At 71.4% G+C, this 12,717-nt stretch carries 14 protein-coding genes; 6 read left to right on the top strand and 8 right to left on the bottom strand.

Annotation, left to right across the window (positions count from 1 at the left end; genetic code table 11):
• Window positions 1–143 precede the first annotated feature (143 nt).
• Entirely contained in the window at window positions 144–584 is a 441-nt protein-coding gene (locus AB0K02_RS20985) for an ATP-binding protein (RefSeq protein ID WP_365993982.1), read from the bottom strand.
• Window positions 585–747: 163 nt separating this feature from the next.
• Between AB0K02_RS20985 and AB0K02_RS20990 the strand changes: the two genes are divergently transcribed.
• A complete protein-coding gene (locus AB0K02_RS20990; protein ID WP_365993983.1) occupies window positions 748–1,617 on the top strand; it encodes a helix-turn-helix transcriptional regulator in 870 nt (289 codons plus the stop codon).
• Window positions 1,614–1,862: a DUF397 domain-containing protein gene (locus AB0K02_RS20995; protein WP_365993984.1), complete on the top strand. Its 249-nt coding sequence runs from the start codon at window positions 1,614–1,616 to the stop codon at window positions 1,860–1,862. Before AB0K02_RS20990 ends, AB0K02_RS20995 begins: the two co-directional genes overlap by 4 nt.
• A gap of 64 nt (window positions 1,863–1,926) precedes the next feature.
• Here AB0K02_RS20995 and AB0K02_RS21000 read toward each other — a convergent pair whose 3' ends face one another.
• Window positions 1,927–3,252, bottom strand: a complete 1,326-nt coding sequence (locus tag AB0K02_RS21000; protein ID WP_365993985.1) for a PQQ-binding-like beta-propeller repeat protein — start codon at window positions 3,250–3,252, stop codon at window positions 1,927–1,929.
• A gap of 153 nt (window positions 3,253–3,405) precedes the next feature.
• On the opposite strand from AB0K02_RS21000, the gene AB0K02_RS21005 reads away from it, so the two are divergent.
• Window positions 3,406–4,323, top strand: coding sequence for an SUKH-4 family immunity protein (locus AB0K02_RS21005; protein ID WP_365993986.1), 918 nt, complete (start codon window positions 3,406–3,408; stop codon window positions 4,321–4,323).
• A gap of 91 nt (window positions 4,324–4,414) precedes the next feature.
• On the opposite strand, the gene AB0K02_RS21010 is transcribed toward AB0K02_RS21005, so the two are convergent.
• Both AB0K02_RS21010 and AB0K02_RS21015 read right to left on the bottom strand, forming a co-directional pair.
• Complete coding sequence (locus AB0K02_RS21010; protein ID WP_365993987.1) at window positions 4,415–6,226, bottom strand: hypothetical protein; 1,812 nt, start codon at window positions 6,224–6,226, stop codon at window positions 4,415–4,417.
• Window positions 6,223–7,284: a MoxR family ATPase gene (locus tag AB0K02_RS21015; RefSeq protein ID WP_365993988.1), complete on the bottom strand. Its 1,062-nt coding sequence runs from the start codon at window positions 7,282–7,284 to the stop codon at window positions 6,223–6,225. Before AB0K02_RS21015 ends, AB0K02_RS21010 begins: the two co-directional genes overlap by 4 nt.
• Before the next feature lie 123 nt (window positions 7,285–7,407).
• On the opposite strand from AB0K02_RS21015, the gene AB0K02_RS21020 reads away from it, so the two are divergent.
• Window positions 7,408–7,584: a hypothetical protein gene (locus AB0K02_RS21020; protein WP_365993989.1), complete on the top strand. Its 177-nt coding sequence runs from the start codon at window positions 7,408–7,410 to the stop codon at window positions 7,582–7,584.
• Window positions 7,585–7,591: 7 nt separating this feature from the next.
• Here AB0K02_RS21020 and msrB read toward each other — a convergent pair whose 3' ends face one another.
• From msrB to AB0K02_RS21040, 4 genes are all read right to left on the bottom strand, one after another.
• On the bottom strand, window positions 7,592–7,999 hold the full coding sequence (gene msrB, locus AB0K02_RS21025; RefSeq protein ID WP_365993990.1) for a peptide-methionine (R)-S-oxide reductase MsrB: 408 nt from the start codon (window positions 7,997–7,999) through the stop codon (window positions 7,592–7,594).
• An 11-nt stretch (window positions 8,000–8,010) separates the two neighbouring features.
• The gene (murC, locus tag AB0K02_RS21030) at window positions 8,011–9,405 is read right to left on the bottom strand and encodes a UDP-N-acetylmuramate--L-alanine ligase (RefSeq protein ID WP_365993991.1); all 1,395 of its coding nucleotides are present in this window, start codon (window positions 9,403–9,405) and stop codon (window positions 8,011–8,013) included.
• 83 nt (window positions 9,406–9,488) lie between these two features.
• Window positions 9,489–9,959: an indole-3-glycerol phosphate synthase gene (locus AB0K02_RS21035; RefSeq protein ID WP_365993992.1), complete on the bottom strand. Its 471-nt coding sequence runs from the start codon at window positions 9,957–9,959 to the stop codon at window positions 9,489–9,491.
• Window positions 9,960–10,254: 295 nt separating this feature from the next.
• Window positions 10,255–11,037, bottom strand: coding sequence for a pyrimidine reductase family protein (locus AB0K02_RS21040; protein WP_365993993.1), 783 nt, complete (start codon window positions 11,035–11,037; stop codon window positions 10,255–10,257).
• Between AB0K02_RS21040 and zapE the strand changes: the two genes are divergently transcribed.
• Window positions 11,036–12,151 carry a cell division protein ZapE gene (gene zapE, locus AB0K02_RS21045; RefSeq protein ID WP_365993994.1) on the top strand — a complete coding sequence of 372 codons (1,116 nt, stop codon included), beginning with the start codon at window positions 11,036–11,038 and terminating at the stop codon, window positions 12,149–12,151. The genes AB0K02_RS21040 and zapE overlap by 2 nt on opposite strands.
• A 36-nt stretch (window positions 12,152–12,187) precedes the next feature.
• A complete protein-coding gene (locus tag AB0K02_RS21050) occupies window positions 12,188–12,616 on the top strand; it encodes an OsmC family peroxiredoxin (RefSeq protein WP_365993995.1) in 429 nt (142 codons plus the stop codon).
• Window positions 12,617–12,717: the final 101 nt, after the last annotated feature.

Genomic DNA, 12,717 nt, shown 5'->3' on the forward strand with positions numbered 1-12,717 from the left:
GGATCGTAGGGACCACAGAGGTGCGACATATGCTATAGGCATATGCGTAACCCGAAAGAGTTCCCCTACCGGCCGTAGCGGCGGGCTCCCCCGGGGTTGGGTCATCCGAGTCCGGACGTGACAGGGGCGGCGACGTGCGGTCGCTACAGGTCCAGCTCGGCCCGGACGGTCTTCCCGACGGGCACCCGGTCGAGGACGGCCCATCGGTCGGCCAGGCTCTCCACGAGCAGCAGCCCGCGCCCGCTGTCGGCGAGCGGCTCCGGTGCGGCAAGGGCGTCCGGCCGGGGAGGGCGGCGCTCATCGCGCGTGTCGGAGACCTCGATACGCAATGTGTCGGGCGAGCGTGTGAGCCTCAGCTCGAAGTCCCGGCCCGGTACGCGCCCGTGCGTCACGGCGTTCGCGGCCAGTTCGGCGACGATCAGCGCGGCGGTGTCGGAAGCGTCGCTGCCCTGCGGGAAGCCCCAGGCGTCCAGTTGGCGAAGCGTCAATTGGCGGGCGAGGCGGGCGCCGAGCGGCGTGGAGCTGAAGCACTGGGCGAAGCTGCTGAGGACGCCCGGCAGTTGCGGGGTGACGGATGAGTGCATGGTCCACACCGTGGCGGGGCACGGGGGCGTTCCCCCAGATCAGGCACCCGTACGCTCAGTCGGCGTACGGGTACACGCGGTGGACAGTACGGGTAACTGACCGTGACGATGAAGCAGTTGCGGGGTTACTCAGCACAGGTGCACGCGCGGGAGGTGGCCGTAGATGACGGCGGAGACGACAGCCGGGGGTTCGGGTGGTTCTGGCGGTTCGGGCGGTTCGGGCGGGGAGCCGGAGGTCTCGGACAGCCTGAAGTCCTTCGGGGAGGTGGTCAAGTCCTTCCGGAAGCGGGCGCGCCTGACGCAGGAGGAGTTCGCGCCACGGGTGCGGTACTCACTGCCGACGGTCGCCTCGATCGAGCAGGGCAGGCGGTTCCCCCCGGCGGACTTCGTCGTCCGGGCGGAGGAGGTACTGGACGCGTTCGGCACGATCAGGGGCGCGGCACGCCACCTGTCACGCCGGCCGGGCCTGGCGAGCTGGTTCCGCCAGTGGGCGGGCCTGGAGGCGGAGGCGGTGAGCCTCTACACGTACGAATGCCGGTTGATCCCGGGGCTGTTACAGACGGAGGCGTACGCGCGGACGCTGTTCACGAACCAGCTGCCGCCGCTGGGTGACGAGCAGATCGAGGCACAGCTCGTGGCGCGGCAGGAACGCCAGCGGTTGCTGCGGGAGCGGCCGAACACGGCGTACAGCTTCATCCTGGAAGAGCACTTGTTCCGGCGCGAAATGGGCGGACCGCACGTCACCCAGGACCTCGTGGACCACATCATCGAGCTGGCCAATCTGCGCAACATCGAACTTCAGATCATGCCGTTGGTACGGCACAGCCATGCCGGGATGGACGGCCCGATGCAGTTGTTGGAGACCCCGGACAATCAGTGGCTCGGCTACTGCGAGGGGCAGAAGAGTGGCCAGTTCATCTCCGACCCGAAAGTGGTCAGCGTGCTCCAGATGCGGTATGCCAGGATGCGGTCACAGGCTCTTACCCTGGAGGACTCCCTGAGCCTGTTGCGGCTGATGCGAGGAGCGGTATGACCACCGAAGAACTGGCCTGGTTCAAGAGCAGCTACAGCGGCGGTGACGGCGACTCCTGCGTCGAAGTAGCCCTCTCCTGGCACAAGTCCAGTTACAGCAGCGGCTCCGGCGACTCCTGCGTCGAGGTGGCAGCCTGCCCCGACACCGTCCATGTCCGCGACTCCAAGGACGTGGAGGGCCCCCGCCTCGCCCTCTCCCCCGCCTCCTGGACGGCCTTCGTCCCCTTCGCCGCCGCCCGGGCCTGACGTCCAGGCGCGGAACGCGCGCGGCTGTCCGCTTCGGCGGAAGCGGACAGCCTGTCCGGACCCGTCACCAGCGCTCGTACGCGGAGAAGGGCCGCACGCCCTCGCCCCAGCGCACGGCGATGACCAGGTCCTTGTAGGTGAGCACGTCCGCGAGTTCGTCGTAGCCGCTGACCGGGTCCTCGCGGAAGGCTCGGTCGTCCTCCTCGTCGCCCGTGGCGGCGTCGAAGACCATCAGCCCGTCCCCGTACTTCGGGGAGCTGGTCAGGACCGTCATCCGCCCGTCCTCCACGTGCAGCGCCGCGACGTCGTACGAGCCGCCCGGGCCCTCCGCCCGCCACGCCTCGTCCCCGCTCGCCAGGTCGAAGGCGACAAGCCGATCGAGGTTGACGTTGTCCTCGTACTCGGCGGCGGCGAAGAGTTTCCCGTCGTCGACGGCCACCTTGTTCGGCTTGTCCAGCGGGATCTTGCCGTAGTCGCCGGTGGCATCGATCTGCCCCTGAGGGCGGCCGTCCTGCCCGAAGGCGAGGAAGGCGTTCACGCCTCGTTCTCCCTCCGCGACGCGCAGCACGGCCGGTTCGGCGGACAGGAAGGTCACGTCGGCGCTGGTGACGGCACGCCGTGCGCCGAGGGGAACGGTCCACCGCTCCTTGCCGTCGGCCGGGGCGAACGCGGTGAGCTTCAGTTCGTCGGCGCAGCCGACGACGGCGAGGACCTGCTTCGCGGCGGCGGCGACCCGGTGCGGGAGGCAGCCCTTCGGTACGGCGGCCTTCCAGCGCGGAGTTCCGGTTCGCAGGTCGAAGGCGCGCACGGCATGGACGCCGGACCGGCCGGAAGCCTTCTCCCTCTCCCTCACCTGCCGGGAGCCGTCGCTGTCACGGAGTACGGCCAGTCCTCCGCCGGTGGCGACGAGGTCGGGTTCGGCGGTCACGTCGCCGGTCGCCGGTGCGCGGGGGGTGTGCCACATTTCGCGGCCGTCGGTGAGGTCGATCGCGGCGACGGTGGCGCAGCCCTTGCCCTTCTCCACCTCGGTGCTTCCCGCCGCGCCCGCCTCGCCGTAGGCGATGAGCGCGACGGAGCCGTCGGCGACGGTGCTGACCGCGCAGATGTCGGCCCGGCGGGGCACGACGTACTCCCAGCGCTTCTTGCCCGACCCCGCGTCGAAGGCGGTGACGGCGTCGAAGCGGCTGCGGACGACGGTGTCGCCGACAAGCCAGTCGCCGTTGCCGTGTTCGGCCGCCTTGCGGTCGACCGGGGTCTCCCAGACGACCGTCATGGAGAAGAAGGGCAGATAGCCCGAGCCGGCCAGGAAGACGGAGGCGATGCCGCCGACGACGGCGAGCCCCACACTGCCCACGAGCAGTACGCCGATCAGCTTCCGCCACCGGCTCACCGGTGCCGTCCCACCGGCCCGGCCATCATTCCCTTGTGTCGACACGCGGACCCCCACCCCTTTGCGGCCATCGAACGCCCTGAGAGTACGGGATCGTCGATCGCCCAACGGACCGCCTGCCCACCGCGGTTGTCCTCGTCCACATCCGCGGCCGTGGGCAGGCCGTGGAGCCGTACGGGACCGGTCGGCCAACGCCCCGCCGGGACCGACTGTCTCAGTCTTGTCAACGCCCTCGCGCGTTTCCTGTCGGCTGTCGACGACTTCACCGCGCTGCGGGGCGACTTCGCCGACCTGGTGGGCCGCACGGGCCCGGTGGTGGTGGAGGAGGCCACGGCGCGACTGCTGTCCGTCTTCACCGACGAGGAGTGGGGAGACGGCGGCTGGGGCGCTGCCGGGGATCCGCAGGAGTGGGACCACGCCGTCCCGGCGTTCTGGCGGATCGCCGCGCTGATACGTCCCCTGGCCCTGATCGCCGCGCCGGGCGATGGCCTGCGGCTCGACCTTCCGAAGGGTTTGCTGGACGAGGAGTTCGGGCCGGGCGAAGTGGTCCGTATGGCTCCGGCGGACCTGCCGGCCGCTCTGGAGCACGAGCCGACACGCAGGTTCCTCACGGAGGTCGGGCTCCCGCAGGACGGTCTCATGTTCGAGCTGTGGCGCGACGACTACCTGCTGCAGACGCTGCCCGAGAGGGAGGAGACCGGGGAGGACGGGGGCGAGCGGCTGCCGGCCGGTGCGGAGTGGCTGGTGTGCCTGGGGAGCCTGGTCCACGACTTCGAGGCCCTGATCGATGGCCGCACCGGCCAGGTGCACTACCGGGAGTACCACTCGGACACCGTCACCCCGGTCAACGCGGACATCTCCACGCTGGCCTTCACGGTGTGGATGCACAGCCGGGAGCAGACGCTCGACAAGGAGCACGATTTCACCGACGACTTCTACGCCTGCCTCGCCGACACGATGGCCGCCGCCCTCGCCTCGGTCGACCCGGTCGCCTGCCTCCCCGCGGCCGGCCCCGACGACTACCGCTACTGGCCGGAGGTGTTCCACGACGAGGCGGGCGGAGTCCTGTGAACCGCCTTGCCCGTCCGCTTGCGGCCACCACCACCCCCGCGCACCGGCCTCTGCGACGCTCGGGGTGTCCGCCCCGAACCGTCCGGCGCCGTCACGTCAGCCGGAAGACCGGGCCGCGGGGCGTGAACGGCAGTGACGCGCCCTGCGGGATCAGGAAGGCGTGCTCGCGGCGGATGCGCAGCGTGTCGCACCATCCATCGGTGATGACCAGCACCGGGGCGTTCGCCGGGAAGTCGTCGGCGCGGTGGAGCAGGTCGACGCCCGGCTGGAGCACCGTCCCGCCGCGCCCGCGGATCCGTACCCGGCCGGCGATCTCCGCCGGGGGAAGGTATCCGGCGTCGTAGGCCGCCGCGTCGCAGAAGACGACTCGGGCGGCCGGGACGTCACGGGCCTCGGCATAGGAGGCGATCGCGCCGAGAGCCTTGCCGAGCAGGGCGCTGTTCATCGAGCCGGACGTGTCGAGGACGACACCGAAGGTGCAGCGGGGTGTCTCCTCGGACGGGAAGTACCGTCCGGCGCGCGGGATGTCGGGGGTGGACGCCTGCCGGCGGGCCGGGCGCGCATAGGACCGTACGGGCTCTGGCCGGGGCACGTACTCGTCGAACCATCGGGCCAGTTGCGCGTCCCAGGGCACAGGCGGGTGGGCGAGGGCGCGGATCTCCTGGACGAGACCGGCGGGCAGCAGACCGCGCTCGCCGTACTGGTGCAGGTCGAAGCCCTGCACCAGGCCGCGCCGGTAGAAGTCGTCCAGGTCGGCGCAGGGGCGGGCGTCCGGGTGCGGCAGCGGCTCGCCGAGGATGTCGCCGGCGCCCTTGCCGCGCAGTGTCGCCAGTCGGCGACGGCGGCGCAGGGCGGTCGCGATGCGGTCGTAGACCTCCTCCACCGACAGGTCCTTGAGGTCCGTGTCGTACAGCAGCCCCTCGGGCATCTCGCCGACACGCATCTCGACCAGCCAGCCGTTGACGACGAAGTCGGCGGCGACGTTGAAGAGCACCGGGTCGCGGGTGCCGCGGCGTTCGCCGTGGCGCAGGGCGGCGTGCAGCATCTCGTGCGCCAGGATGAAGCGCCACTCCTCGTCGGTGAAGGTGCGCAGCGGATTGATGTAGATCTCGCCGGCGACGGAGCTGACGGCGGCGATGGAGATGTCCTGAGTGCGGGCGAGTTCGGCGTCGGCGACGACCGTGAGGCCGGCCGCCAGGCCGCCGAGCAGGGGGTACGAGGAGACGAACCAGTTCAGCGCCCGGTCCCAGGGCCGCTGGGGCACGCGCTCGCCGGTGACGCGGTCGCGGCGGCCGCCCGCCACGTCCATGGCGGCGGAGACACTGCGGGTGAGCGCGTGGGCGAATGCGGTCTCCCAGTCGGGCGGGGCGGTGTTCCACTTCTTCCAGGGCACCAGGACCTGGTCGGGGTGCTCGCCCGCGGTGCCGCAGTGCTCGTAGGCGGCGGGGATGCCGTCGCGGCGCCAGCGGGTGGCGAGCATCGCCTCATCGCCGCCGGGATACGTCTCGGGGAGGTGGCCGGGAGGGCGGCCCACCGGGAAGGTGAGCAGGAAGCGGTTGACCACCGTGCAGCGTGCGGTCCGCTCGAAGCGGTCGGGCTGTTCGCGCGGTGCTTCCTTGGCCGCGGGAACGTGCCCGAACCCGAGGTGCAGCAGGCAGTGCGCGAGGGTCCAGGCCCAGTCGTCCGGTTCGGCGCGCCGGGTGGGGTGGACGTGGACGACGCCGTTGGAGTCCACGGCAGCAAGTCCCCCGGCAGGCGTGGCGGCGCACTTGCTGTGCCGGCAGAACTCGGCCTCGACGGCGGCGAAGGCCGGGTTCCGCTTGACCATGGCGAGCCCGGCGGCGAACGCCTCGGTGGCCGGGTCGGGCTTGCCGCCCTGCTGCCCCGCGGCGGCCTTCTTCATCGCCGGGCCTCCACCAGCCGCGGCATGTCGCGGGCGGCCTCGACGAGGAACCAGGAGGGCAGCACCGGCTGCCCGTCGGCGTCGTCCGCGATGACGGTCTGCGCGACCTCGACGGAGATCTCGGCGAGCTGCACGAGCAGCGACTTGGCCCGGTAGGCGGTCTGCCGCAGCGACGGCGACACATGCTCCTTCTGCCGCGGCAGCTCCTTCACCAGCCGCCCCCGGAACGCCTCGGCCAGGTAGTAGAGCAGGTCCCGGTCCTGAAGCCGGTTCGGCCAGGAGGCGTCGCCCTTGAGGATCGCCTCGATGCCGAAGGCGTGGCGCACGATCTTGGCGTAGCCGCAGAAGGAGACGGCGTGGGCAGGCGTGAGGGTGCCGTGGACGACGACCTTGAGGGTGTCCTCGTCGATGCCCGGCCCGAAGGAGTGCAGGGCGTCGGAGAGCATGTGCCAGGAGCGGGGCGTGGAGAACGGCTCCTCGGTCTTCGGCGGCTGCGACCAGAGGTGGTCGGGGCGGTCGGTGAGGTAGTCCGTCACCCAGGGGTGGATGCCGTGCTCGCCCGCCCAGACCAGCCAGTCCGCCGCCGAGGCCTGGAGATGCACATGGGTGAGGCGGTTCACCAGCGCCGACGCGATGGGCCGCGCGAGGGCGTTGTCGGTGGCGCGGTTCCCCGCGCCGATGACGATCGAGCCGGCGGGCAGCTCGTAGGACCCGATGCGCCGGTCCAGGATCAGCGAGTAGAACGCCTTCTGGACGTCGGGGGACGCGGCGTTGAGCTCGTCGAGGAAGAGGCAGTACGGCTCGGCGCGGGCGATGGCCTCGGGCGGGCAGAACACTGAGCGCCCGTCACGAATCTGCGGCACCCCGATCAGGTCTTCGGGCGCGAGCTGCGTCCCGAGCAGACTCACGCACTCCAGCCCGAGCGATTCTGCGAACCTCCGCACGAGCGACGACTTCCCGATCCCGGGCGCGCCCCACAGGAAGACGGGCCGCACGGTGGCAAGCCCGAGCAGCAGTTCGGGAACCTGGGCGGGAGTGACGGTGACGGCGGCCTGCACGCGGAAGTGTTCCTTCGGTTCGCTGGGACGGGAAGGGCCCGCCCAGTCTGGGCGGGCCCGCCGGTCGGCGCAGCCGAATTTCCTGGTCGGCGACGACTGGCTGGTCGTCGCCATGACGCCCCGGTGACCGCAGAAGTCCTTCACGTCCTCATGGAACGTGAAGGCAGAACGCGTGCCCTGTTCCTCACCGGTTCGAGAGGTGTCGAGGGCGGGCCGGTACGAACGTACGAGAAGACCGCCACCTCCTACGAAGCGGCGGTCGCACTCGCATCATTCCTGCTCTGGGCAAAATTCTTCTGAACGGGCCCTACTCCGCGTCCGGCTCCAGTCGCAACGAGATGGAGTTGATGCAGTACCGCTGGTCCGTCGGCGTCGGGTAGCCCTCGCCCTCGAAGACATGGCCCAGGTGCGAGCCGCAGCGGGCGCAGCGGACCTCCGTGCGGATCATGCCGTGGGAGCGGTCCTCGATCAGTTCGACCGCGTCCGTGTCCTTCGGGTCGTAGAAGGACGGCCAGCCGCAGTGCGACTCGAACTTCGTGTCCGAGCGGAACAGCTCCGCCCCGCACGCCCGGCAGGAATAGGTGCCGGCCGTCTTGGTGTCCGTGTACTCACCGACGAACGCGGGCTCGGTCCCGGCCTGGCGCAGCACCGCGTACTCGGCGGGGCTCAGCTCGACCCGCCACTGCTCGTCCGGCTTCTCGACCTCGTACGACATCAACCGCTCCCTCAGCTCGACAGGCGGGCCAGGATCTGGGGACCGAGGTCCGTCACGTCACCCGCGCCCATCGTGAGAACGAGATCGCCGGGCTTCGCCATTCCCGCGATCACGTCCGGGACGGCCGCCTTGTCGTGGACGGCCGTGACCTCGGCGCCTGCGGTGCGCGCGGCGTCGACGATCAGCTCGCTGGTGACGCCGGGGATCGGGTCCTCACGGGCCGGGTAGATGTCGAGGACCACCGAGGCGTCGGCGAGCGCGAGGGCCTGGCCCATCTCCGTGCCCAGCTCCTGGGTGCGGGAGAACAGGTGAGGCTGGAAGACGACGAGCAGGCGCGAGTCGGCGGCCGCGCCGCGCATGGCCTCCAGGTCGGCGGTCATCTCCGTCGGGTGGTGGGCGTAGGAGTCGATGACCTGGACGCCCGCGGCCTCGCCCTTGAGCTGGAGGCGGCGCTTGACGCCCGTGTACTTTCCGAGGGCGGAGGCCAGGTTGTGCGCGGGGATGCCGAGGGCGACGCCGGCGGCGAGCGCGGCCACCGCGTTGTGCGCGTAGTGGCGGCCGGGGACGGAGACGGTGAAGGTGAGGAGGCGGCCGTCCAGCAGGACGGTGACCTCGCTGGTCAGACCGCGCGGGGTGACCTTGTGGATGCGGACGTCCGCACCCTCGGACTCCCCGTAGGTGACGACCTTCAGCGAGGACCCGGCGCGGACGCGGGCGGTCAGCTCGACGGCGCCGGGCTGGTCCGCCGCGACGACCAGGGTGCCGCCCGGGACGACCTTGCCGACGAACGTCTCGAAGGACTCGTAGATCTCGTCCATCGACGCGTAGTTGGCGTGGTGGTCGAGCTCGACGTTGAGGACGATCGCGACCTCGGGGTCGTACTTCTGGAAGCTGCGGTCGCTCTCGTCGGCCTCGGCGACGAAGATCTCGCCCTCGCCGTGCCGCGCGTTGGTGCCCGGGCCCGCGAGGTCGCCGCCGATCGCGTACGAGGGGTCCAGGCCCAGCTCGGTCAGGGCCACGGCCAGCATGGACGTGGTCGTGGTCTTGCCGTGCGTACCCGCCACGGCGATCGAGCGCAGGCCGGTCATCAGGGAGGCGAGCGCGTCGGAGCGGTGCACGACCGGGACGGACAGCTCGGCGGCGCGCGCGAGCTCCGGGTTGTCGGCGCGGATGGCGCTGGAGACGACGACACAGCTGGCGTCGGAGGCCAGGTGCTCGGCGGCGTGGCCGATGTGCACGGTCGCGCCCAGCGCCCGCAGGGACTCGGCGGTCGCGGACTCCTTGGCGTCGCTGCCCGCGACCTTCGCGCCGCGCTGGGCGAGGATCTTCGCGATCCCCGACATGCCCGCTCCGCCGATGCCGATGAAGTGCGGGCGCTCCATGGCGCTGGGAACGGCGGGTGCCATGTGTCTGTCTCCCGGGGTCGCGTACACGTGCAGGGGCCCACCCTATTGCCTGCGGGCCATCCCCCGGCCCGCCACCTGCCGTGCTACTTGCTGTGCGCGAAGAGCTTGAGCACCGGCACGCCGACCTTGTGCCGGGCACGGGAGGCCCAGTCGCGGTGGAAGAACTCCTCCACGTAGTGCGGCGCGGTCAGCACGATCACCTCGTCCGCGCCGGCCTCGTCGACGACGGCCTTCAGCTTGTCCAGCGGGTGGTCCTCCACGACCTGGCCCACGGCCTCGCAGCCCGCGGCGCGCAGGGCGGCCAGGGAGTGTTCGAGGCCGCGCTGGGCCGGGGCCTTGGCCGCCTCGCCCTCCGGCTCCTCGCCCTCCCGGACGGCCTCCTTGAGCTCTCCGAGCGCGACGTCGTCGATGGCCCGCAGCAGGACGTCGGCCTGGTCACCGCGCGGCTGCATCAGCACGATGAAAGAGACGCCCTCGTCCCCGTGCAGGGTGGTGACGAACTCCACGTCCTCCGAGGTCAGGGGCTTCTCGATCATCAATACGCTTGTGAACACGTTCAGGAGCCCTTCTGCGGAAAGCATCCTTCCCCGTGCAGCACGGGGTCTGCGAGATAAGTGTGCCCCCCGGGAGCTAAGCGGAACGGCAAATTCCGCGATTGTCGCCGACGAGCGTGCGCCCACGGCGCGCGACGACTGCCCTCGCGCGCCCGTACGGACAACGGACACCCGACTGCGGCTGCCCGCACAGGGCCGTCCCCACCCTGGGTCCTCGCGCACCGGCCACCCCCGCCATCGCCCCGACCGCCCCGGGTACGCCATCCGGATGGCCGGGGCACTCCCGGCCGTCCCGTCACACCTTCCGGTACCGGGTGAAGAGGAAGCCCGCCTCCTCCAGGACCGACGCCAGGGCGAAACGGGCCGGGTCCGGGAGCGCCGGGCCGCCGGCGATGCGCTGCGCGTCGCCCACCGTCATCGTCGGCGACACCGTCAGGCACAGCTCGTCCAGCACCCCGGCCGCCGCGAACTGGCCCAGCATCCGGGGACCGCCCTCGGTCAGCAGCCGCACCAGGCCGCGCTCGGCGAGCGCGCGTACGGCCCTCGCCGGCTCGACACCCGGTCCGTCACCCGCGACGACGACCTCCGCCCCCGCCTTCTCCGCGTCCCTGATCCGCTCCGGGGCAGCGGCGGCGCCGGTCAGGACGAGCGTCGGCACGAGGGGCTGCGTGAACAGCGGCAGCGAGAAGTCCAGGCCGAGCGAGGCGCTGACCACGACGATCGCGGGCGCGGGCCCCTGCCCGGCCGCGGCCCTGCGGTCGGCGAAGGCCTCCCGCGCACGGGCGGGCCGGTAGCCCTCGAGCCGTACGGTCTCCGCGCCGACGACCACGGCGTCGGCGAGACCCCGCAGGGTGCCGAAGATCCGCATGTCCGCGTCGGAGGAGATGGGCTGCGAGCGGCCGTCGTGCTGGGCCGCGCCGTCGAGCGAGGAGACCATGTTCGCCCGCAGCCAGGCGCCCTCCCGCTCCTCATCGGCGGGGTACGCGTAGGCCTCGGCCAACTCGTCGAGCGACCACTCCCGGTCTTCCCGTACGTCGGCGGGCGGTGTCTGGTCGGTCACAGGGAACAGGCGTCGCATGCTGTGCAGTCTTACATGGCCCTTACAGTTGGGTACTGTGCCGACCAGCCCGATAACCGAAGCCGCGCCCCTGTCGCTCTGCGCCCGCGAGCCGCACGTCCCCGCCGACCGTCTGGTCGCCGAGATGGTGCCGCCGCCGCGCTTCGACGCGGTGCGCTTCGACACGTACGTCCCCGATCCCCAGCAGCCGAGCCAGGTCGAGGCCGTCAAGGTGCTGAGCGACTTCGCGTCCGGCCTCGGCGGTGCGCACGCCGTGGGCGGCGGCAAGCGGCGCTGGTTCTCCAGAGCCCCCAGGAACGCCGCGCCCGCCGCGCCGCGCGGGGTCTACCTCGACGGCGGCTACGGCGTCGGCAAGACCCACCTGCTCGCCTCGCTCTGGCACGCCACCCCCGCCGAACCCGCGCTCAAGGGCTTCGGCACGTTCGTCGAGCTCACGAACCTGGTCGGCGCGCTCGGCTTCCAGCAGACCGTGCGCACGCTCAGCGGACACCGGCTGCTGTGCATCGACGAGTTCGAGCTCGACGACCCGGGCGACACCGTCCTCGTGTCCACCCTGCTCGGCAAGCTGGTCGACGCGGGCGTCGCGCTCGCCGCGACATCGAACACGCTGCCCGGCAAGCTCGGTGAAGGCCGGTTCGCCGCCGCCGACTTCCTGCGCGAGATCCAGGGCCTGTCCGCCCACTTCCGCCCGCTGCGGATCGACGGCGAGGACTACCGTCACCGCGGTCTGCCCGAGGCCCCTCCCCCGTACTCCGACGAGCAGGTCACCAAGGCCGCGTACGCGACCGAGGACGCCTCCCTCGACGACTTCCCGCGGCTTCTGGAGCATCTGGCCAGGGTCCACCCGAGCCGCTACGGCGCGCTGACCGACGGGGTGCGGGCCGTGTGCCTGACCGACGTCCAGCCGGTGCCCGACCAGTCGACCGCGCTGCGGCTCGTCGTCCTCGCCGACCGGCTGTACGACCGGGAGGTCCCGGTGCTCGCCTCCGGCCTTCCGTTCGACAGGCTGTTCAGTGACGAGATGCTGAACGGCGGCTACCGGAAGAAGTACTTCCGGGCGATCTCCCGGCTCACCGCGCTGGCGCGGGACGCGAAGGCCTTGGTGGCGCAGTAGGTTGGGGCGGTAATACCCGATCTGAAGGGAACCACCATGGCCACCACGCGTCAGGCCCACACCGTCTGGGAAGGCAGCCTGCTGGACGGCAAGGGCGTCGTCAGCCTCGACTCCTCCGGCGTCGGCGAGTACCCGGTCACCTGGGCTGCCCGCGCCGAGGCACCTGCCAGCGGCCGGACGAGCCCCGAGGAACTGATCGCGGCCGCCCACTCCAGCTGCTTCTCGATGGCCCTCTCGCACGCCCTCGCCGGCGCGGGCACCCCGCCGGCCCGCCTGGAGACGAAGGCCGACGTCACCTTCCAGCCGGGCGAGGGCATCACCGGCATCCACCTGACCGTCGTGGGCACGGTCCCGGGCCTGGACGAGGCCGCCTTCGCCAAGGCCGCCGAGGACGCCAAGGCGAACTGCCCGGTGAGCCAGGCGCTGACGGGCACGACGATCACGCTCACCGCCGAACTGGGCTGAGCAGCCGCACCACCAGGCACCGTGGCCCGCATGGTTACGCGAACACCATCTGCGTGATACACACATGCGGGTCACATCTCCTGTCCGCCAGCAGAGAGTTG

The organism is Streptomyces sp. NPDC049597, assembly GCF_040675505.1.
Lineage (GTDB): Bacteria > Actinomycetota > Actinomycetes > Streptomycetales > Streptomycetaceae > Streptomyces.